General features: G+C 61.0%; 21 protein-coding genes, 2 tRNA genes and 1 pseudogene. 2 read left to right on the top strand and 22 right to left on the bottom strand.

The window, feature by feature from the left end; all coding sequences use genetic code 11:
- Window positions 1-115: 115 nt before the first annotated feature.
- From metE to AS189_RS10090, 8 genes and pseudogenes are all read right to left on the bottom strand, one after another.
- Window positions 116-2,443, bottom strand: coding sequence for a 5-methyltetrahydropteroyltriglutamate--homocysteine S-methyltransferase (metE, locus tag AS189_RS10125; protein WP_062288277.1), 2,328 nt, complete (start codon window positions 2,441-2,443; stop codon window positions 116-118).
- 74 nt (window positions 2,444-2,517) lie between these two features.
- Window positions 2,518-3,485 (bottom strand): annotated as a pseudogene (locus AS189_RS10120) (methylenetetrahydrofolate reductase).
- Between the two features lie 393 nt (window positions 3,486-3,878).
- On the bottom strand, window positions 3,879-4,697 hold the full coding sequence (locus AS189_RS10115; RefSeq protein WP_062288274.1) for a hypothetical protein: 819 nt from the start codon (window positions 4,695-4,697) through the stop codon (window positions 3,879-3,881).
- Window positions 4,694-5,695: a vWA domain-containing protein gene (locus AS189_RS10110; protein WP_062288271.1), complete on the bottom strand. Its 1,002-nt coding sequence runs from the start codon at window positions 5,693-5,695 to the stop codon at window positions 4,694-4,696. Before AS189_RS10110 ends, AS189_RS10115 begins: the two co-directional genes overlap by 4 nt.
- Complete coding sequence (locus AS189_RS10105; RefSeq protein ID WP_062288268.1) at window positions 5,692-6,675, bottom strand: vWA domain-containing protein; 984 nt, start codon at window positions 6,673-6,675, stop codon at window positions 5,692-5,694. Before AS189_RS10105 ends, AS189_RS10110 begins: the two co-directional genes overlap by 4 nt.
- Window positions 6,666-7,136 carry a hypothetical protein gene (locus AS189_RS10100; protein WP_062288265.1) on the bottom strand — a complete coding sequence of 157 codons (471 nt, stop codon included), beginning with the start codon at window positions 7,134-7,136 and terminating at the stop codon, window positions 6,666-6,668. The genes AS189_RS10105 and AS189_RS10100 overlap by 10 nt, the downstream gene beginning before the upstream one ends.
- A complete protein-coding gene (locus tag AS189_RS10095; protein ID WP_082634520.1) occupies window positions 7,126-7,983 on the bottom strand; it encodes a DUF58 domain-containing protein in 858 nt (285 codons plus the stop codon). The genes AS189_RS10100 and AS189_RS10095 overlap by 11 nt, the downstream gene beginning before the upstream one ends.
- A gap of 39 nt (window positions 7,984-8,022) precedes the next feature.
- Window positions 8,023-9,030 carry an AAA family ATPase gene (locus AS189_RS10090; RefSeq protein ID WP_062293380.1) on the bottom strand — a complete coding sequence of 336 codons (1,008 nt, stop codon included), beginning with the start codon at window positions 9,028-9,030 and terminating at the stop codon, window positions 8,023-8,025.
- A 139-nt stretch (window positions 9,031-9,169) separates the two neighbouring features.
- Here AS189_RS10090 and AS189_RS10085 point away from each other — a divergent pair, with 139 nt between their 5' ends.
- Window positions 9,170-9,367 carry a hypothetical protein gene (locus AS189_RS10085; RefSeq protein ID WP_062288258.1) on the top strand — a complete coding sequence of 66 codons (198 nt, stop codon included), beginning with the start codon at window positions 9,170-9,172 and terminating at the stop codon, window positions 9,365-9,367.
- Between the two features lie 73 nt (window positions 9,368-9,440).
- Here the strand turns inward: AS189_RS10085 and AS189_RS10080 are convergent, their stop codons facing one another.
- A complete protein-coding gene (locus AS189_RS10080; RefSeq protein WP_062293374.1) occupies window positions 9,441-10,646 on the bottom strand; it encodes an ROK family transcriptional regulator in 1,206 nt (401 codons plus the stop codon).
- A 211-nt stretch (window positions 10,647-10,857) separates the two neighbouring features.
- Window positions 10,858-12,072: a methyltransferase gene (locus AS189_RS10075; RefSeq protein WP_082634212.1), complete on the bottom strand. Its 1,215-nt coding sequence runs from the start codon at window positions 12,070-12,072 to the stop codon at window positions 10,858-10,860.
- 296 nt (window positions 12,073-12,368) lie between these two features.
- On the opposite strand from AS189_RS10075, the gene AS189_RS20485 reads away from it, so the two are divergent.
- The gene (locus tag AS189_RS20485; protein WP_202814082.1) at window positions 12,369-12,524 is read left to right on the top strand and encodes an aquaporin; all 156 of its coding nucleotides are present in this window, start codon (window positions 12,369-12,371) and stop codon (window positions 12,522-12,524) included.
- Between the two features lie 38 nt (window positions 12,525-12,562).
- On the opposite strand, the gene AS189_RS10070 is transcribed toward AS189_RS20485, so the two are convergent.
- The 12 genes from AS189_RS10070 to rpmA all read right to left on the bottom strand — a co-directional run bounded on the left by AS189_RS10070 (window position 12,563) and on the right by rpmA (window position 22,097).
- A complete protein-coding gene (locus AS189_RS10070) occupies window positions 12,563-12,964 on the bottom strand; it encodes a YchJ family protein (RefSeq protein WP_062288253.1) in 402 nt (133 codons plus the stop codon).
- A 241-nt stretch (window positions 12,965-13,205) separates the two neighbouring features.
- A tRNA-Ala gene (locus AS189_RS10065) sits at window positions 13,206-13,281 on the bottom strand.
- A gap of 59 nt (window positions 13,282-13,340) precedes the next feature.
- Window positions 13,341-13,416: transfer RNA gene (locus AS189_RS10060), tRNA-Ala, on the bottom strand.
- A gap of 113 nt (window positions 13,417-13,529) precedes the next feature.
- Window positions 13,530-14,279, bottom strand: coding sequence for a histidine phosphatase family protein (locus tag AS189_RS10055; protein ID WP_062293371.1), 750 nt, complete (start codon window positions 14,277-14,279; stop codon window positions 13,530-13,532).
- A gap of 66 nt (window positions 14,280-14,345) precedes the next feature.
- Window positions 14,346-14,738 (bottom strand): ribosome silencing factor, encoded by a 393-nt coding sequence (gene rsfS, locus AS189_RS10050; RefSeq protein WP_062288250.1) that lies wholly within the window; start codon window positions 14,736-14,738, stop codon window positions 14,346-14,348.
- A 27-nt stretch (window positions 14,739-14,765) separates the two neighbouring features.
- Window positions 14,766-16,475 carry a hypothetical protein gene (locus AS189_RS10045; protein ID WP_062288247.1) on the bottom strand — a complete coding sequence of 570 codons (1,710 nt, stop codon included), beginning with the start codon at window positions 16,473-16,475 and terminating at the stop codon, window positions 14,766-14,768.
- Complete coding sequence (gene nadD, locus AS189_RS10040; RefSeq protein ID WP_272946752.1) at window positions 16,475-17,158, bottom strand: nicotinate-nucleotide adenylyltransferase; 684 nt, start codon at window positions 17,156-17,158, stop codon at window positions 16,475-16,477. Before nadD ends, AS189_RS10045 begins: the two co-directional genes overlap by 1 nt.
- Window positions 17,151-17,396, bottom strand: coding sequence for a hypothetical protein (locus tag AS189_RS10035; RefSeq protein WP_104111223.1), 246 nt, complete (start codon window positions 17,394-17,396; stop codon window positions 17,151-17,153). The genes nadD and AS189_RS10035 overlap by 8 nt, the downstream gene beginning before the upstream one ends.
- A 178-nt stretch (window positions 17,397-17,574) precedes the next feature.
- Window positions 17,575-18,855, bottom strand: coding sequence for a glutamate-5-semialdehyde dehydrogenase (locus AS189_RS10030; protein ID WP_062288241.1), 1,281 nt, complete (start codon window positions 18,853-18,855; stop codon window positions 17,575-17,577).
- A 55-nt stretch (window positions 18,856-18,910) separates the two neighbouring features.
- Window positions 18,911-20,038, bottom strand: a complete 1,128-nt coding sequence (proB, locus tag AS189_RS10025; RefSeq protein WP_237759812.1) for a glutamate 5-kinase — start codon at window positions 20,036-20,038, stop codon at window positions 18,911-18,913.
- Window positions 20,039-20,061: 23 nt separating this feature from the next.
- A complete protein-coding gene (obgE, locus tag AS189_RS10020; RefSeq protein WP_062288234.1) occupies window positions 20,062-21,678 on the bottom strand; it encodes a GTPase ObgE in 1,617 nt (538 codons plus the stop codon).
- Between the two features lie 161 nt (window positions 21,679-21,839).
- Window positions 21,840-22,097: a 50S ribosomal protein L27 gene (gene rpmA, locus AS189_RS10015; protein WP_044573643.1), complete on the bottom strand. Its 258-nt coding sequence runs from the start codon at window positions 22,095-22,097 to the stop codon at window positions 21,840-21,842.
- Window positions 22,098-22,120: the final 23 nt, after the last annotated feature.

Raw genomic sequence — 22,120 nt, 5'->3', positions numbered from 1 at the left:
CGGAACCCTGACGTTACCCGCCAGTAATGTGTGCTGGGTACCAACAGCACAGCGCCCCTAGCCATTCCGTGTGGAGTGGCCAGGGGCGCAGGTGGGGCTGGTAGGGCTGGTGGCGCTAGTGCGTGTGCGAGACGAGCTGGGCGCGAACTTCCTTCGTGGCCTTGACCAAGTTACGCAGGGACTCTTCGGTCTCGGCGTAGCCGCGGGTCTTCAAGCCGCAGTCCGGGTTGACCCAGAGCTGGCGGGCCGGGACGTGCTTGACGGCGGTGCCGAGCAGTTCGGAGACCTCAGCCTGTCCTGGGACGCGGGGGCTGTGGATGTCGTAGACGCCCGGACCAACACCGCGGCCAAAGCCGTGTGCCTCGAGGTCGTTGACAACGTCCATGCGGGAGCGGGCCGCCTCAATGGAGGTCACATCGGCATCCAGTCCGTCAATGGCGTCGATGATGACCCCAAATTCGGAGTAGCACAGGTGGGTGTGAATCTGGGTGGCGTCGCCCGCGCCGGCAGTGGAAAGGCGGAAGGAGTTGACCGACCAGTCCAGGTAGGCGGCCTGGTCTGCGCGGCGCAGCGGAAGCAGTTCGCGCAGGGCGGGCTCGTCCACCTGGATGATCTTGATACCGGCGGCTTCCAGATCCGCGATCTCATCACGGAGCGCCAGACCCACCTGGTTGGCGGTGTCGCCCAAGGGCTGATCATCGCGGACAAAGCTCCACGCCAGAATGGTGACAGGACCGGTGAGCATGCCCTTCATGGGCTTGTTGGTCAGTGACTGGGCATATTCGGCCCAGGAAACCGTGATGGCCTTCTCGCGGGTCACATCGCCCCAGAGGATGGAAGGACGGGTGCAGCGGCTGCCGTACGACTGAACCCAGCCATGGACAGTCACGTCAAAGCCTTCAAGGTTCTCAGCAAAGTACTGGACCATGTCGTTGCGCTCGGGCTCGCCGTGCACCAACACATCAAAGTCCAGCTCTTCCTGGAGTTCTACGACGCGCTTGATCTCATCCTTCATCAGCGTGGTGTACTCATCAGAGCTGATGGCACCCTTGTTGGCGCGGGCACGGGCCGAGCGGATTTCACCGGTCTGAGGGAAGGAACCGATAGTGGTAGTGGGCAGCGGTGGCAGTGCCAGCGCCGCTTCCTGCGCCGCCTCACGCACCTCATACGCCGAGCGGTTGAAGTCGGCCGGGGTCAGTGCAGCCAAGCGGGCACGCACCTCGGGACGGTTGACACCTGCGGCCACGGCGCGGGAGGCAATGATGGCGGATGCATGCGCAATGGCGTCAGCGGACGACGCCGGGTCCGCCAGGTGCGCGGCGAGCGTCACCACTTCGGTGACCTTCTGATCTGCAAACGCCAACCAGCTGCGCAGTTCCGCCGACAGCTGGGTTTCCTCGGTGACGTCATGCGGGACGTGCTGGGTGGAGGTAGAGGTGGAGACGGTGACCGTGAGGCCGGCAGCCTTCAAGGTATCCAGCCGGGCAGCGGATTCGGCCAGGTCGTTGAGCCAGATATTGTGACCATCCACAACACCTGCAACTACGGTCTTGCCGGCCAGCAGGGCCAGTTCGCTAGCTGCGGGCACGGCCCCCTTGAAGGCGTCAATGTGCAGAGCCTCGATGGGTGCGCCGGCCAGGGTGGGCAGCAGTTCCTGCAGGGCGCCGAACGGGGTGGAGACAAGGATCTGCGGGCGGGAAGCTGCTGCGCCGAGCACCTCGTAGCTGCGGGCAACAGCAGCCTGAATCTCGGCGAGCGGCACATCCTGATCGGCTACCAGCGCCGGCTCATCCAACTGAACCCAGCTGGCACCGGCGGCGCCGAGGCGGCTCAGCAGTTCAACATAGACCGGCAGCACGTCTTCCAGACGGGACAGCGGGTTGAAGTCTGCCGGAGCCTCATCGCTGGCCTTGCTCAACAGCAAGAACGTAACCGGGCCAACCAGGTACGGACGGGTTTCAAAACCGTTGGCCAGAGCGTACTCGAACTGTTCCACCACGCGGGTTGAGGTGAGCGAGAAGGTCGTCTCCGGGCCGATCTCCGGCACCAGGTAGTGGTAGTTGGTGTCGAACCACTTGGTCATTTCCAGTGGCTGCTGCTCAACCGTGCCACGGGCCAGGGTGAAGTAGGCGTTGATGTCCAGCTGACCATTGGCGTTGCGCAGTTCACCAAAGCGGGCCGGGACGGCGCCGATGTGGGTGATGGCGTCCAGGACCTGATCATAGTAAGAGAAGGTGCCGGGAATGGCGCCAGCTTCGCTCAGGCCCAGCTCGGCCAGGCGGCGGGCGGTGCCCAACTGAATTTCCTTGGCCGCCGTATCCAGCTCGGTGGCGTCAATCTTTCCCGCCCAGAAGCCCTCGATGGCCTTCTTGAGTTCGCGGCGGCGGCCAATGCGAGGGTAGCCCAGCAGGGAGGCGGCGGGGAATGCAGAGGTGTTTGACATGGGAGTTTCCTTAGATTTTTAAGACAAATATTTCAAAGAATAAAGAGCAATGGTGTGGTGGCCAGGCGAAGCGGCTAGGCCCGCACTAGGCGGGATGCGCCGGCTCGGGAGCCTACGTGGGGGCGTCCAGGCCGGGGCAGCTGGAGCTTGTCCAGAACTTCAAGAGCTGCTGCGTGCTCGTTGAACGTGTAGAGGTGAATGCCGGGTGCGCCAGCGTCCAGGGCTGCTCTGGCCAAATCCACTGTGGCCTTGACCCCAACCTTCCGGCTCTGCGCGGCGTCATCGGCGCGACCCAGATCATCCAGGAGCTGCGCACTTGGCTCAACCCCTGTCAGGTCTCCTAAACGCTTCACACGCCGCAGGCTGGTGAACGGCATGACCCCGGGAATGAGGGAATGCTGACTCCAGCGCGGCGGGCCCGGGTTACCAGGTTCTTGTATTGGTCCGCGTGGAAGAACACCTGGGTGATGGCGAAGTCAGCACCTGAGCGTTGCTTGGCCAGCAGCACTTCCACGTCGTGTTCAATGGACGGCGACTCCGGGTGTCGCGCCGGATAGGCTGCCACGCCGATGGCCACCTTCCCGGCACACAGCATCGCCGAGCGGCGCTGTTCCACGCGGCGGATCAGTTCAATCAGGTCCTGGGCGTAGTTCAGTGAACCGGCTTTACGTTCGGCCGGAGCATTCTGGGGCAAGTCCCCCCGTAGCGCCAAGATGCCACGGACGCCATGGTCCAACAGCTCCGTGACGATCTCCGCCAGTTCATCTGCCGTGTTCCCAACGCACGTCAAGTGCGCCAGTGGCAAAAGGGAGGTCTCCCTCAGGAGCCGGTGGAGCAGTTCAACTGCTGTGTCACGGTTACTACCATTGGCGCCGTAGGTGACGGAAACATAGTCCGGATTGGTGGTTTCCAATGCGCGAATGGTGTCCCATAACGTGGACTCGGCGATATCAGTCTTGGGCGGGAAAAGTTCATAAGAGAGGGCAATCGGCGCACTGTGCGATGCTTGCGCCGATGCCTGTATCAGGCTCGGTGGAGACATTTGCTGGGGTCCTTGAGGATGGGTTGGCCGTTGCCACCGCAGGCTTCTAGAACACCTACAGGGAGCAACAGTCACATTTTCGAAGAAAACATACGGAGGCAAGCGCTAGACTGCGCAAAATGGCGCATTCAGTGGCTTGATCCGCGAGCAAATGTCAGGCCCACATGGGGGCACCCACACCCTCGATTGATCCGAAGGTCGCTGACACACGTTGAGGAGCTAACGTGTGTCCACTATAGGCAGCCCCGTTCTCCCCATGCAAGCTGGCAATCGAATTACTACGAGACTTTACGGAATATTTCGCCAATCCCGTTCGGTCAACGGTAGCTTTGGGGCCAGCAAATCGAATTAGTGCACCATTGAACGCCGTTGATGGTTCCCTTAATTATGCCGTCACCACGGTTTTGCGTGCGGTTCGGGATCCTGTTCCAAAAACTCATCCACCTTCTCGCCCTTGTTACGTTCGGCCTGCGCCTTCTGGCCGGACTCCTTCAACTTCTCCATTTTGCTCGCGGGCGGCGGTGCCGGCTGCACGGACTTGCCATCGCCGTCTTTGCCTCCCTCTCCGCCGGGCTGAGCAGCAGACTGCTTATCCTGAAGCCGCTTCGCCGCATCACGGAGAGCATCACCTTCCCCGTCTTCATTGTTGGGACTGCTGGGAGCAAAGCAATCCCGCGGTGCCTGCGCCACTGTTTCGCTGCCTTGGGCAAAAAATTCCATGGCCGACGCCGTGTCCCCGGCTTTTTCCTTCGCCTCACCAAGCTTCTCCAGGGTGAGCACCAAGTTCACCCGCACCTTGCAGGACTCCTGCGCCGGTACCAGTTCCAAGGCTTTGGCAAATTCCTCTTTAGCCGCAGCAAAGTCTCCGCGCAGCACGTACCCATCCCCCACAGCAAAGTGGGATTTGTAGCGTTCCACCATATTCAGCACGCCCATGGACTGTCCGGCGCGGACCGTTCCGTCTGCATTGCCGGCCTCGTAGGCATGTGCTGCCTGCCCAGCGGCCAGAGGCAGGCTGAGCAGTTTCAGTGCCACCACTGCGGTGACCAGGACCGCTGGGGCGGCCATGAGTAACAGCTTGCGCCGTCTGTGCCGGGCAGCAGCTTGCAGGGAAGGGGCACCGGGCGTGGCAGTGGTGTCGGATCCGATGGGTGAGGTTTTTGCGGACGGACTCTTATCCAACGTTTGATCCAACGCTTGAGGGTTCATCATGAGCGCTCCTTACCCGGGTTTCGCATCTGCCGGTAGGCACGGTTGAGTGAAACAAGTTCCCAGGCTGCTACCCCAAAGGCGGCCAAAGCAAAGATCCAGTACAGCTCCGTGCGCCCAGCACCGGGGCGTGAGTCCATTCCCTCGGGTGCGGAGGCGGTTGCCTTCGGGCTCGCTTTCCCCAATGCCGCGGAAATGTTCCCTGGCTGGTCTCGGTGGACGTAGGGCACATGCAACTGCTCGGCTATGCCGGCCAGTGCCTTCTCGTCAATGCGTGAAATGGCGGGTTGGTAGTTTTTTGACTTGTCCAAGATGTAACCACCGGGGGAACCGCTGCTGAAGCTGAATTCGCGCATTTTTGCCCCCGCTTCGGTCCCGTAACCGAGCACGGCACCGCCGTCAATCAGCTCCACATTTTCTTTAAATGGCTCCGGGGCAGAATCCGCTGTCTGTTCGCCGTCGCCCAAATAAAACACCAAGCGCGGCCGTTCGGGGTGAGCCTTGGCTGCTGCGGCCAGCCTCTGGGCCAGGAGTTGGTTGGCCACGCTGATACTGCTCCCTTGGGAGATGTACACGGCCTTGGGCGTGAGGACTTGGGTCATCGTGTCCAGTGCCGTGGCATCGGTGGTCAGGGGCATGGTTACCTGCGCGGTGGAGTCGAAGGTGAGCAGTGAGAACCGGGCCCCGGCCAGTTCGGTGGCGAGAGCCCGGATATCTTCCTTCATGCCGTCCAACCGCGGTGATTTTCCGTTGTAATCCTCGGCGGCAACACTGGGTGTTACGTCAACCACAAAGTACACATTGAGTTCGGTGTTCGCCACGGGTGCGCTGGCGCCCACCAGCCCCGGACGTGCACCGGCAATCAGCACGAGCACCACCAAAGCACTATAACGCCAGCGTGCTGGCGTGGCACCCTTGGCCAGTAAGAAGGTGGCTCCGGCCACCAGCAGCACAGCCAGGATTATGAAGAGCCAGATCGGCAAGATCGGAAGGAGAGTCATCGCCGCAGCCTCCAGCCCGCGGTGAGCAAAACCAGCAAGGACACCAGGGCCACCCCCAGTGGCCAGCCAGGATTATCCAACAAGGTGCGCTGGGGAGCTCCCTTGAGGAGTGCCGCTTCTGTGGCCTGTACTTTTTGCACAATGGCAGGAACCGCTGACTCAGACTTCAGGGCATAGTAGGCACCGCCAGTCACCGAGGCAGTCTTTTTAAGACCATCCGCGGCTTTGCCAAACAGCGTGTCGGCCCCGTAGTCATTAGGGTTCAAGGCGTAGATCCGAATGTCCGCCTTCTGGGCCAAGGAAGTGGCTTCAGACAAGCTAAAGAGTGGCTTTCCGGCTAACAGGTTGTCGGTAGCCAGGACCACCGATCTGGACCGTTTCGAGTCGGCGACGGCGGGGAAGCCGTTGATACAACTGGCCAGTCCGTCACCAATAAGCGAGGACCCTGGTGCCTCGTAGGTGCCAGCAAAGTACTCAAAGGAGGCGGAATCCACACTCAGCGCCTTCTGGGCGATCTTGAGCTCTTCGGCCACAAAATCATAATCGTCCGTGAGCGGGAACACCGTGACAGCGGTTGAATCAAAAATGGTCAGGCCAATCCGTTCGCCCTTGAATTTTTCCACCAGCTTGGCAAACACACTCACAATCGCTTCGTCGGTGTCCAGCATTGAACCGGAGACGTCCAGGCACAAAATAATGTCCCGGTTGAGCTGTTCGGGAATGCTGGTGCGTTCGGTGACGGGGCGTGCCGCTGCCACTAGGAGCGACACCGCCAGTACGGCTACGGCGGCCACGGCTGTGGTGAGCCACTTCCTGCGCCGTTTCACGGCGCGCTGGTATGACGGAAGGGCTGTGAGCCGCTCGGCATGGGCCACCGGAAGATGGTTACTGGTGGCTGTACGACGACGCCACAAGACCACCACAACAGCGGCGAGAGCAGCAAGTCCCAGGGCCAGGAGCCACCAATATTTCAGCGCCATTCGGACACCACATTCTTAGCGGTCTGCGCCGAGTCCGCCACGGGCGAGTTTCCGCCGGCCCGGGAAAACTCGCCCGGGTAAAACAGTTCCACGGCGTCACCGGCCAATGGCAGCCGGTGTTCGCGCAGCTGGGCCAGGGTCATGCGTTGGGTCTTGAGCCCTGTCATCTCGTGCACAAAGGTGCGCACGGCCAGGCTCAGTTCAAGGTGGGCCGAACGCACATCCAAGGCTCCGGCGTCGTGCCGGTTTTGAATGTCCACAATCAGGGCCCCGTACTTTTCCTTGACGGCAGAAGGATTCCGGGGCGCTACAAAATCCGGTACCCCCGTGCTGCTGGCAGGCTTCGTGGCAACCCAGATCCAGGCCACAGCACCGGCGCACAGAATGAGCAGCAGCACCCCGAGCAGCGGCCACCACAGCGAGTAGCCAAGTGGCGCATAAAATTCTCCTTCAGCGTGCACGACGGTGCCTTTCCAGCAGCGCAAAGACCTGCTTCATAACGTCCTCCGTTGCGCCAATGCGGGCCTGCGCAATGCCATTGGACTTGAGCAGTTCGGCCAGGCCGTAGGCGCGTTCCGCCGTTGCTTGCGCATAGTGGCGGGCAAGTTCCGGTTCGCTGGCCAGAAGCAACAGCACCTGCTCCATCCCCTGCACATCTGTGCCCACGCCGTCCGCGTTATGGACCGCATCAGGGCCAGCCAGAACGGCGTCGGCAATTTCCACCCAGAGGATTTCATGCTGAGCTTTTAGACGCCGCAGGATCTTGGCTAGGCGCTCATCAGAGGCGATCTCATCAGCGATGACCACCATGAGGGTGCGGGTCTTGATGTGGGAGGCGGCGTATTCCAGCCGTGCGCACAGGTCGCTGGACCCGCGCTCCAGCGAGGCGGCATCCATGTTCCGCAACACGTTCTCCACATGACTTTCAGTACCTTTGGCCGGCAGGGATGAGGTGGTCGCGCCGTGGCCATGAACCAGCGCCACGGAGTCACCGTGCCTGGTAGCCAGCAGACCCATGACACCCATGACCATGACGGCAATGTTCTTTTTGATATCACCGCCGCGGGATGTAGCAGCCATATTTCGGCCGGTATCTGCCACGAAGAGAACCTGCTGCCTGCGGGTGGCCACGTAACGCTTGATCAGCGGCGTCCCCACACGGGCTGTGGCTTTCCAATCGATGTCACGAATCTCATCGCCGGGCACGTACTCGCGCAGGTCATCGAAATCCAGACTGCGGCCACGGAAAATGGAGGCGTATTCGCCGTCGAGCACGCCGCGGGCCCGGCGGTGGGCAAAGATATACATTTTGGCTTTGACGCCCGTTAACAGTGTTGTCACAGCAGCTTACGGCGTTTGAACGGAGTCAACGATGGCGGCAATCACCTTTTCGACGCCAACGTTTTCCGCCACTGCTTCAAAGCCCATGATGATCCGGTGCCGCAACACTCGATCTGCCAGAGCCTTGATGTCTTCCGGGATGACATGGTCGCGGCCCTGCAGCAACGCCAGAGCCCTGGCCGCCTGGGTGAACGCAATGCTGGCACGGGGGCTGGCCCCAAATTCAATGAGCTTGGCCAACGCCGGATCAATGTATTGTGCAGCGTGCCGGGTCACGTAGACCAGGCCAACAATGTAGTTAATCAGGGCCGGGTCCAGATAAACTTTTTTGACGCTCTCCTGCAGGGCCCGAATGTCCGCCAGGTCAGCGACCGGCGCTGGTGTTGCGCCCGCCAGGAACACGCCGGAATCAATGCGCCGGATCACTTCGGCTTCCTCAACGGGGCTGGGATAGTCCAGCACATCCTTGAGCATGAACCTGTCCATCTGGGCTTCCGGAAGCTGGTAGGTTCCTTCTTGCTCAATGGGATTCTGGGTGGCCATGACCATGAACGGCTGCGGCAAGTGGTGGACGTGGCCACCGATGGTCGTCTGACGCTCCTGCATGGCCTCAAGCATGGCCGACTGCGTTTTGGCACTGGATCTGTTAATTTCATCTAGGAGAACGATGTTGGCATGCACCGGGCCCAACTGCGTGACAAAGGTTCCCTGTGCGGCGTCGTAGATTTGAGTGCCCACAATGTCACTTGGCAGCAAATCGGGGGTGCACTGGATCCTATGAAACAGGGCGCTTACTGATTCCGCCAAGGTCTGCGCGGCAGTGGTCTTGGCCAGGCCCGGCACGGATTCAAGCAACACGTGCCCACCGGTCATGAGCGAGATCAGCAGGGTCTCGCGCAGGCGTTGCTGCCCCACTACCTTGTGCTCAAAGCTTCGAGAAATATTGCCGATGACCTGCTGCGCTTGCGCTAGCTCGGCCTGATCAAGGGACGAGCTCACGCTAGTTGAAATCACGATGGTGGAACCTTTCATCAGACACGGATCAAGGGCAGATCATACAGACCAGTTCATACCTTCTAGGGTCCAGCCGCAATGGGGAGAACTTCCCATACACCCCTGTCCACGCATGATTGCACGGACTACAGTAAGGTTCATGAGCCAGTTACCAGCTGTTTATGAGGCGTATCTGCAGGGCAAGGACGAGAACTTTATTGCCACCGTCCTACCGGTATTGCAGCAATCAGTTGCCGAGAAAGACCATGGGGTGCGGATCGTGCTGAATCCGCATGTGCTGCAAGCCCACACAGATCCTGCCATCCCCTTTGGCGAGATCGTCGAGGGCCCGGACTAATCTTGGCTGGGCCGCAGTAGGCTGCTCAGCTGCCCCAAAGCGTTTCCCGCCCGGAGGTTGGGCCGGTCGCTGCTTAGCCTTTGGAGTCCAACAACAGCTGGGCTGCCCTGGGGCTGAAGGTCTTTTCCATGACCAAGCAGGCCGCCCCAAAGGCTTCCTCCCCCGAGTTCACAATGGTGCCTGCAACGTCCACAGAATGAACGCTGTCCGTGACGCTGAGGTGAGTCAAGAGCGCTGGCATCTGGGCCAGATACGTGGGTGCCAGGGCCGGCCAGAAGGGCCCGCCGAAAACCACCCGTTCCACATCCAACAAGTTGGTCAAGACTGAAACGGCACCAGCCAAGCGGCGCGCGGACTGCGCCAACACGTCCTTGGCAGCAGAATTACCTTCGGCAGCGGCTGCCACCAGGGCGGCCACGTCATCGGGCAACGACGGCGTTTGCCCCTCGGCGATTCCCGGCAGGGCTCCGGCCGCACGGGCCTGAGCAACCAGCGTTTCGGGCATACACGTGACCTTGACACAGCCGCGGCGTCCGCAATCGCACGGCGGCCCGTCCGGATCGGTAATGATGTGCCCGATCTCGCCCACGTTGCCTGAGGCGCCGCGGACCACTTCGTCATTGAGCACCAAGCCTGCTCCGATGCCTGTTCCAATGTAGACAAAGATGAAGTCGGTAGCGCTGGCGTCGGCCCCGGCCCACAGCTCGGCGACGGCCGCGGCCGTGACGTCTTTGTCCATGACGACGGGAAGTTTGGTGGTCTCCTGCAGGATATCGCGCAGGGGTACCCGGTGCCACCCGGTCATATGGGGCGGGTCAACAACGGTTCCACTGCTGGCATCCACGGGGCCAGGCGTGGCAACGCCTACGCCGGCAATCCTTTGCTCGGGAATGCCCGAGTCTGCAATGATTTGGCGGATGCGCCGTCCCATGGCGGCTACGGCTTCCGCTGGCGGACTGCTGAGATCGGTGGATTCATCCACGGAAACCAGAACGGAGCCCACGGCGTCCAACAAGGCATAGCTGGTCAGTGCAGGGTCAATGTGGAGGCCAATCGCGTACATGCCTTTGGGATTCAGGCGCAAAATGGTGCGTGGCTTGCCGGGACCGGAGGTCTCCTTGCCAGCTTCCATGATCAGTTCTGAATCCAGCAGGCGGCGGCAAATGTTGGACACGGTCTGAGCGGCCAAACCGGCCGAGGCTGCCAATTCAACACGGCTCAGGCCTTCTTCGGACCGTCTGATGGAATCCAAGATCACTGCCTGGTTGAAATCGCCCATTTTGGGGAGGTTTGTACCGCGGCGGCGCTGCGGCACAACCAACTCAGGAACACCCAACTTGTTTCTCCTTGAAAAATCATGCGCTGGTGGCTACCAGCTGTTTGGGCAATGCCGTCCCCCACCATTCCCAGCTGCCAGATTACCCCGGCGCAAGCATGTACAGGTGCACGCCACGACGGGCTGTAGAACTTCTGTTTAGGCGCTTGCTGACTCAAGTCTTGATGGATACCGTGACAGTGAACTTGCTATTGCGTCCGGCCACGCGCGTTTCCCCCACTGTTTTTGCCAATGCACCCTTGTAGTCCAGGTGCCTGTTGTACACGCACCACAGCTCTCCCCCGGGCGCCAGGACGCGGGATGCCGCAGCGAATAGCTTGTGGGCAATGCCCGCATGAACGGTGGCACCAACGTGGAACGGCGGGTTGAGAACTATCAGATCGGCCGATCCTGCGGCGAATCCTGCCAGCGCGTCATCGCGCACGGCTTGAATCCGATCCGCCAAGCCGTTGGCCAGCGCGGTGGCTTTCGTGGAGGCAACAGCGGCGGCCGATTGGTCCGTGGCGATGACCGTCAATTCCGGCCGGGCCTGCGCCAGCGCCGCGGAGATGGTGCCGTTGCCTGATCCCAGGTCAATGGCCACGGCCGCGTCCTGACGCATCTCCGGCAGGAATTCGAGCAGGAAGCGGGTGCCAACATCAATCTTTGTGCCGCCAAACGTTGCCCCGTGGGAGCACAGCCAGAGCCGCGCATCGGCGTGGAATTCCCGTTTCGGGAAGCTCGACGCCGTGCCCTCCTGCACCGGACCGGTCACCGTGAGCGGGCGGGACTTTCGCCAGGCTCGGCCGGGGACCACCGAAGAGAAGTGTGCCGCCAATACGGTGTTCATGGCCAAGGTCATGTGTTTGATGCGACCGCCGGCAAAAACCTGCACGTCCGCAGCAGCATGGGCGCTAATGAGCTGCGCTATCTCAGAAAGTTCCTCGAGGCTGCGTGGCAGCTGCCACAGCACCACCTGGGCATTGGCGAACAGTTCCGGCCCCAGGGCCATGGATGTGTATTGCCCGGAAAGACCGGCCCGTTCTGCGTTGCCCGCCAAGGCACGCTCGCCAGAGAGCCCATCTTGATGGACACGCAAAGACGTGAGCCCGTGGATCGAAGCGGTGGCAAGGGTCAGCGCGCCGTACCGGTCCCCCACAATGGCGACGTGTCCGCCGTCGGATATTGCCAGGGCACTGGCCGCCTCCCTCAGGATCAACTCATCGGTGGGGTCGTGGGCAAAGAGGTTCGCCGCCTCAATGTCGGGAAACCTCCGCAACTGCCCAAAATCAAAGGCAAGGCTGTTACTACTGCCACTACCTGCCGTGACAGTACTGACTGGCTGGCCTGAGTCGACTCGGGTGCCTGGGTTAGCGCTATTTTCCTCCACCGGTCAACTCTACCGTGCCGTGTTTTGGCGATCTGGCGAAACGTTCCCCCACACCTCAGCGTGCCTGAAATCACAGCAGCGCAGAAGCGTTCGGGATGGCAGCGGAGTCAAACGTCTGGGCGGAGTGTGGGGAGAACTGCTCGCGGAATTCCTCGGCACGTTCGTCTTGATTTGTTTTGGTGACGGGGTAGTCGCTATGGCCGTCGTGGCATTTCCGGGCAGTAGCCGTGCTGCCACTGACACAACGATTTTCATGGCCGCCGGGGACTGGCTGCTGATCACGTGGGGGTTGGGCCTTGGCTGTGGTGCTGGGTGTCCATGTTGCTGGCGGTGTCAGCGGCGCTTACTTGAACCCGGCTGTGACCTTAGCGTTTGCGGTCCGGCGCAAGTTCGCGTGGAACATGATTGATGTGCGCAATATGGAGGTCAAGAATAATCTGGGCCCCTCATGATTGGCTGCGCCAGAACCTGGCCCAGCCGACGAGGGAGACTACTGAAGATCTAGTGCTTTGACGTACAGCCACTGTTTGCCGACTTTGGCGAAGCTGCTGGTTTCCGTGAAAGAATCACGCAGCTTCCGGTTGGCAGCCGAGCGGTAGTGCGCGCGGAAGGTGACCACGCCATCGCTATCAAAGGGGCCGCCGCGTTGCGTGCCGAGGATTTCCAGCAGGTACCACTGCTGATCGGGATCCAGCTCCAGCGACTCCGGGCGTTCATCCGAGTGCCAGGTGCGCAGGAGATAGTCCGCATCGTTCAGGGCGAAGGCACTAAAGCGCGAACGCATCAACGCTTCAGCCGTGGGCGGGTAGCCGGGCTGCCCGCCAACAGTAACCGTGAGGTATTTAGCGCAGCAGCTCTCGAACAGCTCACCGCTGTGACAGGGGCATCTCATGGCATCGGCTCAAAGTTGCAGGGGGCGGGAATGAGAGGAGATTCTGGCGTGGACACGCCATCATTGTGCCACTGCGGGCACGATCTTGGTGAATTTGTGCCCGCTGAGTGCGCAGCCCAGATCCCAATCCTGGCCGTCCGGTAGTGCGGCTGCCCGGCAGCGCGGCCATCCGGCCGTCCTTGGATTTCTTGGGCGTGCAAAAAGTCCGGCCACCTACGAAGTAGATGGCCGGACTTTGTTTTGGTGGAGCTGAGGGGACTCGAACCCCTGACCCCCTGCATGCCATGCAGGTGCGCTACCAGCTGCGCCACAGCCCCAAAACTTTTCGATATTCAGTTATAACGCACCGTTTAGTGTTTCCACTTCTCGGTGTGTTTGGTGGAGCTGAGGGGACTCGAACCCCTGACCCCCTGCATGCCATGCAGGTGCGCTACCAGCTGCGCCACAGCCCCAAACACTTTGTTGCCTTGTTGCTTTTTCCCTGACCTGTCGGTCTTGGCTGAAGCAACCTGTCTATCTTAGAGCACGTTTTGGCGTAGTGCCAAATCGGCGATTGTCTTGGACGTTAGTCCTCCACCGGTTCGGCTAGATCTTCGGGTGTTTGATAGGGCTGCGGAAGCGTTCCGACATTGTGTTCAAGCAATCGCCAGCGCCCCACCGCCGTCCCTGCATCAGCAGGATCAGCAGTTTCAACCACTGACCAATGGCAGTTGGAGAGACCGGACAGCGTGCGCCACAATGGCTCGGGCAGACCCAGGATCTTAGCCAGGGCCACCCGGGTAGCCCCGCCGTGTGTGGCCACGACCAAAGTGCCGCCGTCGGGCAATTCCGCCACACTGTCCAAAACGGCGTCCACCATCCGCTGTGCCACTTCAACGCGGGTCTCTCCCCCACCGGCCCGGACACCTGGCTCATCACGCTGCCAGAGCTTAATTTGTTCGGGATAGCTGGAGATGATCTCCTCGAAGGTCTTACCCTCCCACTCCCCGCCAAAGGTTTCCCGCAGGCGCGGATCCGCCACGACCGGTGCGCCGGTTAACGAAGCTAATTCCTGTGCAGTGGAGTAGGCGCGGGACAGATCCGAGGAAATGATCCGCACAGCGTGTTCTGCATTGCTGGCAGGACCCAATTTACCGGCGAGTAGGGCCGCTGCTCGGCTCGCCTGAGAGGCGCCAACGTCATCCAGGGGAATGTCGCTTTGTCCTTGGAAGCGTCCGGCAGCATTCCACGATGTACGGCCGTGGCGCCAAAAAATCACCCGCCGGCGTGGACCGGCGGGCTGCAGGACTGAACGCCCAGGTGAGTGGTTAACCATCAAGTGATAATGTCCCATCCAGAGCCCCACACGGGGCAATTCAGAGTGCTGATTCTGGTCTTCTCATTACTCTGCGGCAGGGGCAACCGACGGGTCGGCCGCATCAAGCTGCAGGTCGATGACGGGGCATTCCCCGTAGAGCCGCTCCAGGGCGTAGAAGACACGGTCCTCTTCGTGCTGCACGTGGATAACGATGTCGGCATAGTCGAGCAGGACCCAACGGCCACCTGACCGTCCTTCGCGGCGAACCGGACGCAGACCAAAGTTGTGCAATTCGTCTTCGATACCGTCAACGATGGCGTTAACCTGACGCTCGGTGGGAGCGGAGGCGATGAAGAAGATATCGGTGATGGCCAGACGCTCACTGACGTCGATGGCTGTCACATCCTGAGCCAGTTTGTCCGATGCTGCCCGCGCCGCAGCGCGTGCCAGGTCAATGGACTGTTGTGTTGCTGTCACTGGTGTTCCTTTGATTGTTGTAAAAAACTAGTTAAGAATGTTGGTCAAGACCATGATGGCTCCAGCCACGAAAGCCGCGCCGCCAAGAATGATGCTGCCCCACTGAATGAAGAGATTGCGCTGCGTGCGGCCCAACCCAGCAGTCATGGCATCCAGCGGTTCCAGCCCGTGGGCGTAATCCGCGGGCATGGGCGGCATTTGTGAGCGTTGCACCGGCGCCGTATCAGCGGCTGCCTTTATCGGCTGCGCACTGGGACGTGCCGCGGATACCGGTGACGGAACAGCCACAGAGGCACCGTGATCCACGGCTGCCATGGCCTCGGCACGCTTCAGCGTGCTGCTTCGGCCACCCGTCAAGGGACGGTTTCCCGGACCTGGTCTGTGCGCTGCACGTGCTGCCAAAGCTGCATCGAACCGTTCGGCACTGACGTTGGGAACACTCGTTCCAGATGCTCCACGATGTGGTGCACCCTGCCCAGAACCCGCCGGACGCTCCGGCGTTGCGGCAGGATTTCTCTTATCAGGAACCGGGCCCGTTGGCCGTGCCGGTACCTGGCGCGGGGTGCTGCGCGTCACGATCGGCACATGGGTAGTGGAGGGCGGACGCATTACTGGCCGGTCAATCCCCGGAACATCAATGAATTCCAGGGGCGTGACCATGGCCAGATTGTTGGTTGCCGTGGGATCCGCCGCGGGTCGACGGTTCTTGGCGTTCTCCTGTGCCAGCCGTTCACGGGCTTGGGCACGCTGGGCCAAAATGGCTGTCCGCTCAGCCTCTGCCTTTTCTGCAGCGAGAAGTTGCAGGTCTTGGGTGCTTGGGGCCACAGGAGGGCCAGCCGAGTTTGGGTAATAGTCGCCGCCAGGCACAAGACCGGGCAGGGGCGGGACATGAGCACTGGGCTCAGCTGCGTGCTGCCCCTCCGTGTTCGAGGTGTCCGCGCCTGGCGCCTGTGCGGCATCCGCGACTGCTTCCAGAGTGGGTGCTTCAGACACAGTCAACGCGGCAACTTCTGGAGCTACAGAAGACACCGATCCACTGCCCGGCTTCGTCGTCGGGGGGCTGGGCACGTTAACTGCTGCAGGGGTAACCGTCTGGGCCGCAGCATCATCATCACGATGATTCTCGCCTTGCCCGGTGGCGGAACGGACGGGAGCGACAAACTTGCCATTGGCAGCGGCCCGGCGGCCTCCCCTGGTTCGCGGCGCAGGCACGGGCGCCGGTACCGCAACGGTGACCGAAGCGCCATCAACTGCGGCATCGTCCGTAGGCCTGACAACTCCGGGGCGGGGCTGTGTGGGCGGCTTCGTTGGCGGGGAACTGGTGACCGTAGCTGCTGTTGCCCTGACGGACACCACGGGGTTCAGAGCGGTGATGGGGGCACGCTCGGCGTCGAGCTGAGCCTGACGCAGCGCCTTTCGTGACGGCAACGGATCCTGGGCCGGCGAATCAGCGAGCTCCTTGAAGGCCCGCAACGCGGCCCTGTCACGTGCTCTGATCTGGGATTCGCGTTCACGCGGCAGTGCTGCATCGGAGGCCGGAGGCGTCTTGACGGGCAACTCAGGTGCAGGCGCCTCGGATACGGGCACCCCAGGTGCAGGCGCCTCAGGTGCGGCAGGGGTAGGCGAAACAGGCGCAACGCCGGCAGGCGCCGCAGATTTCTCCGGGGCGCCAGTTGTCTTTGCCGACTTCTCGCGCATTTGCCTGCGGCTGAGAATCGGCTCTGTTTCCTTGCTCATCACTTACTCATTCGGTTCTCTTTGGTCACCGGCAGCATGCCTGCACTGGCATCTGCGCCGGGTTGCACGTACAGCCCATACTTGGCAATATATTGCACCACGCCGTCTGGAACTAGATACCAAACGGGGTTTTGCTCTGCCACGCGTTTGCGGCAGTCGGTGGAAGAGATCGCCATCGCGGGCACTTCCAGCAAACTTACATCGGTTCGGCCCCTGTCATCGAGCACATGCCCGGGACGGGTGACACCCACAAAATGGGCTAGATCCCACAGCTCATCATTGTCTTTCCATGACATGATCTGGGCCATGGCATCGGCACCTGTAATGAAGAAGAGGTCCGCGTCGGGACGTGCTTTGTGCAAATCCCGCAGCGTATCAATGGTGTAGGTGAGACCCGGACGGTCAATGTCCACCCTGCTGACGGTGAACCGCGGATTCGCTGCCGTGGCAATCACTGTCATCAAGTAACGGTGTTCAGCGGCACTGACCTGGTCCTTGGCTTTTTGCCAAGGCTGGCCGGTGGGCACAAAAACTACTTCATCAAGTTCAAAAACGCTTGCAACTTCACTTGCTGCAACAAGGTGTCCATGGTGGATCGGATCGAACGTGCCACCCATGACTCCAACCCGGAGACGGTCCCGGGTACCTTCAACCGAAGATACCCGGAGAGTTTCCTCAGTGATTGGAGGACGCCGAGTCGTGGCCGTGCAGGTGCTTGTTGGTGTGCTGGCGGTGCGGATCTTCCGTCTCCGGAACGGCCGCGTGACGGTTACCCAAGTTCATGAACGACACCGTCACAAACATCAGCAACAACAGGCCAGCAAGCATGACGCCGCCAACCACAAACGGCGGCGCAATCAACGGCGCGAGTTCGTGTTCTTCTGCGGCGGCCAGTACGACGCCGGCAAGCTGGGTCAGCATTATTTCTCCCCTTGGGTACGCGGCCGGGCGGTTTTTTCTCCGCACCTAGCCAATTGTTGCTTGTATTTCTTCTAATGGTACGTGCAATCGGCTCACCGTGGCGCACCATCAACGCCGTGTGCGCCACACTGAGCCACTTTTCTAGGGTCCAAGTGGTTGGACCCACATTTTTGGCTAGTTAGCCCCGAACTTGGCCTTCGCCTTGCACGATCCACTTGGTGGTAGTCAGTTCCGAGAGCCCCATGGGCCCGCGGGCATGAAGTTTCTGAGTGGAAATACCTACTTCAGCACCGAGTCCGAGTTCTCCGCCGTCGGTAAATCGGGTGCTGGCATTGACAATGACGGCTGCGGAATCAACCTCAGCAATAAACTTCTCAGCATTGGCGAGATCGTTGGTCAAAATGGCTTCGGTGTGTCCGGTGGTCCATGTACGGATGTGCTTGATGGCCTCATCCATGGAATCGACCATTTTTACGGCCAAGTCCAGGTCCATGTATTCGGTGGCCCAGTCCTCGTCGGTGGCAGCCTCCGCCGTGATTCCTGCGGGCAGCACCGCCTGTACACGCGGGTCAACGTGCAGCCGGACCCCGGCCTTCACCAGCGCCGAAAGTACCGGCGAAAGGACTTTGCTGTCCTTGTGCACCAGCAGCGTTTCAACAGCGTTGCAGACGCTGGGACGCTGAGTCTTGGCGTTGAGCAAAATGTCCACGCTCATCTCTTCCTTCGCACTGGCGTCGATGAAGATGTGCACATTACCCTCCCCCGTTTCAATGACGGGGACGGATGAATTGTTGACGACTGTTTGGATGAGATCGCGGCCGCCACGGGGAATGAGCACGTCCACGGCACCGCGAGCCTTCATGATCAAGTTGGCACCCTCGCGGCCGAACTGATCCACGGACTGAACGGCGTCCGAGGGCAGGCCGACAGAATCGAGGGCATCCCGCAGGATGCTCAGAAGCGCCTTGTTGGTGTTTGCCGCGGCAGTGCCTCCGCGCAGAATAACGGCGTTGCCGCTCTTGAGCGCAAGTCCGGCGATGTCTACCGTGACGTTGGGACGTGCCTCATAGATGGCGGCCACAACCCCCATAGGCACGTTGATCTGGCGCATGCGCAAACCGTTGGGAAGTGTCTGCCCCCGCACCACGTTGCCGACGGGATCGGGCAAGGTTGCCAGGTTTTCCAGCGCATCGGCCAGACCCTGCATCCGCGGTTTGGTCAAGGTCAGCCGATCGAGCATGGGGACCGAGGTGCCGTTTACCCGGCCTGCGGCCACGTCCTTGGCGTTAGCTGCCAAAATGATTTCCTGGTTCGCCACCAATGCCTTGGCAATGGCACGCAGCCCCTTGTCTTTCCAGGCACGGTTCGCTCCAGCCATGCGGCGGGCGGCCCTGCGGGCGCGGTCGGTGATCGCCTTAACTTCAGAGGCGACATTAACTTCAACAATCTGCTCGGTCATGACCCAAGTCTAAGGTACCGGCGCTCACCGCGCTGTGATGGGGGCCGCAGCCAGCCTAGGCGTTGAGCAAGACCAGATCGTCTACATGGACCACAACACGCTCAAACTCGCGACCCAATTCTTTGGCTAACGCCTTGGTTGAGCGTCCCAGCATTTGCGGCAGGTCCGAATGCCGGTAGTTCACCAGACCGTGGGCAAAAACATTGCCTTCGGAGTCGCTGATTTCTACCGCATCTCCGGCGTCGAAATCACCTGTAACGGCCGTGATGCCGGCTGGCAGGAGCGATTTGTTCCGCTCCCCCACAGCACGGACGGCGCCGTCGTCCAAGACCAAACGGCCACGAATGTCAGCCAAGTGAGCCAGCCAGAGCATGCGGACGGGGCGCTTGTTGCCGTTAATGCCGAACCACGTTCCCACGTCCTCCCCCGCCAAGGCTTGCGCTGCTTGGTCAGTGGAGGTGACAAGTGCCGGGATTCCGGTTTCGGCTGCGATCATGGCCGCCTGGACCTTGGTGGCCATGCCGCCGGTGCCGATCCCTGCCTTGCCGGCACTGCCTATGACAATGCCTTCGAGGTCTTCGGCGGAATCCACCTGACTGATGCGGGTGGCCCCTTCCGAAGGAGGTCCGTCATAAAGGGAGTCGACGTCGGAGAGCAGCACCAAGGCGTCGGCCTTGATCAGGTGGGCCACCAGGGCAGCCAGCCTGTCGTTATCGCCAAAACGGATCTCATGCGTGGCAACCGTGTCATTTTCATTAACAATCGGCACCACGCCCAAGTGCAGCAGACGCTCCAAGGCCCGGTGGGCGTTGACATACTGATGCCGCCGAGAAAGGTCTTCAGCCGTCAGGAGGACCTGTGAGGCTGTCACACCATGCGATGCGAAGGCCCGGTTGTAGTGCGCCATCAACAGGCCCTGCCCCACGCTGGCAGCAGCCTGTTGAGTGGCCAGGTCCTTGGGCCGCTTGGACAGTCCCAGAGGCAACAAACCTGCAGAAATGGCACCCGAGGAAACCAGAATGATCTCGGACCCGGCCAGCTGGCGCTGTGCAAGCACAGCCGCCAGCTTCGTCAGCGCCTCTTCGTCGATCCCGCCAGCAACAGATGTCAATGACGAGGAACCGACCTTGACAACAATGCGTGCCGCTGTCGCGATCGAACTGCGAGAAGTGAGTGAGCTCACCTGATCCTGCCCCGTGCTTCCCATTAGTTCTGTGCTGCACCTGTGTCGTCGGACTCACCCTCAGCTGCCAGTTCGGCTGCAATGCTGTGCGCCTCACTGGTGGTCCGGTTATCGCTAAGCTCGGTCCAGATGCCGGCCTTGCGCTCAGTTTCCAGCTCGGCGCGGGCCGCAGCCTTGGCGTCGCGACGCTCCTGCTGTTCCTGACGCTTTTGTGAACGTGTGGGGCGATCGCCCAAGTCGAGCAGACGGAGGTCGGTGCCTCGCGGAGCGGCCAAGTGCTCGGCTCCACCCATCATGGTGGGCTCCCAGTCGAAGACCATACCGTTGTCGCCACCGATGACCACGGTGTCCCCGGGTGTGGCACCGATCCTGAAGAGTTCCTTCTCGACGCCGGCCTTCGCCAGCCGGTCTGCCAGGTAGCCAATGGCTTCCTCGTTCTGGAAATCGGTCTGCTCAACCCAACGCTCAGGCTTTTCACCGCGAACGCGGAACAACGGAGACAGGTTGCGCTCTTCGCGGTGAATGGTGAAGGATGATTCGTTGACTGCACGGGGCCGCAGAACCACGGGGGTGACCTTAGCGGGGGCATCGGAAAGGGCCTTGCGTGCTGCCATGACAATTTCCGCCATCGCGAAGCCAAGTTGCTTCAGGCCCTCATGGCTTGCCGCGGAGACTTCGAAGACACGGTAGCCGCGGGCTTCCAAGTCCGCCTTGACGAATCCGGCCATGTCGCGGCCGTCCGGTGAATCTACCTTGTTCAGTGCGATCAGACGGGGTCGCGCGTTCAGGGGTACCACGTCACCGTCGGTTCCCGCGAAGCTCATGTCGACGTCGTACTGGTCGAGTTCGCGCTCAATGATGGCGAGGTCGGTGATGGGATCGCGGTCGGCCTCGAGTGCTGCGCAGTCAAGGACGTGCACAATTGCGGCGCAACGCTCCACGTGGCGCAGGAAGTTGTGGCCCAGGCCCTTGCCTTCGCTGGCACCCTCAATCAGGCCCGGAACGTCGGCCATGGTGAAGCGGACGTCGCCGGCCTGGACAACACCCAAGTTGGGGATCAGGGTGGTGAAGGGGTAGTCGGCAATCTTGGGCCGCGCAGCAGACATAGAAGCGATGAGGCTGGACTTGCCGGCAGACGGGAATCCAACCAAGGCAATGTCCGCAATGGACTTCAGCTCAAGGACAATGTCGGCCTCTGTGCCTGCAATACCCAACAGGGCGAAGCCCGGGGCTTTGCGCTTCAGTGAGGACAGGGCATTGTTACCGAGCCCGCCCTGACCACCGGCGGCAGCGATGTACTCTGTGCCGATGCCCACGAGGTCGGCAAGGACATTGCCGTCCCGGTCTTTGATGACCGTGCCGTCGGGAACTTCAAGGATCAGCGAATTTCCGTCCTTGCCGTCGCGCCAGTCACCCATGCCGGGCTGGCCGTTGCCGCCGCGACGGTGGGGTGCATGGTGGAAGTCAAGCAAAGTGGTGGTCTGGTCGCTGACACGGAAGGTGACACTACCGCCATCGCCGCCCTTGCCGCCGTCGGGCCCGCCCAACGGTTTGAATTTTTCGCTGTGAACTGAGACGCAGCCGTGGCCGCCAGTCCCGCCGGATACGTGCAAAACAACCCGGTCAACAAAGCTGGCCACTGAAATCTCCTTGAATAGAACTTGCTACTGCGGACTAATTCTAGTCCGCTACTTAGCGGGCGCACCATTTCCGGTCGGCGCCGCTGATCAATAAAAAATACTGGTGTTAAAAGCCAGTGGAGCGAGCCATGCGGCCCGCTCCACTGACAAAAGCTTTGGTATTAGACCGTAGCTGCAACGATGTTTACAACACGACGTCCACGACGTGTGCCGAACTCAACTGCGCCTGCGTCCAATGCGAACAGCGTGTCGTCCTTGCCACGGCCGACGCTAACGCCGGGGTGGAAGTGAGTGCCGCGCTGGCGAACGATGATTTCGCCAGCCTTGACAACCTGACCGCCGAAGCGCTTTACGCCCAGGTACTGAGCGTTGGAGTCACGACCGTTGCGAGTGGAACTCGCACCCTTTTTATGTGCCATTTGAAAATGCCTGCCTTTTTACT

The organism is Arthrobacter alpinus (assembly GCF_001445575.1).
Lineage (GTDB): Bacteria > Actinomycetota > Actinomycetes > Actinomycetales > Micrococcaceae > Specibacter > Specibacter alpinus_C.
Note: the sequence above shows the minus strand (reverse complement) of the source record. Positions and strands in the feature narration are given on the sequence as shown.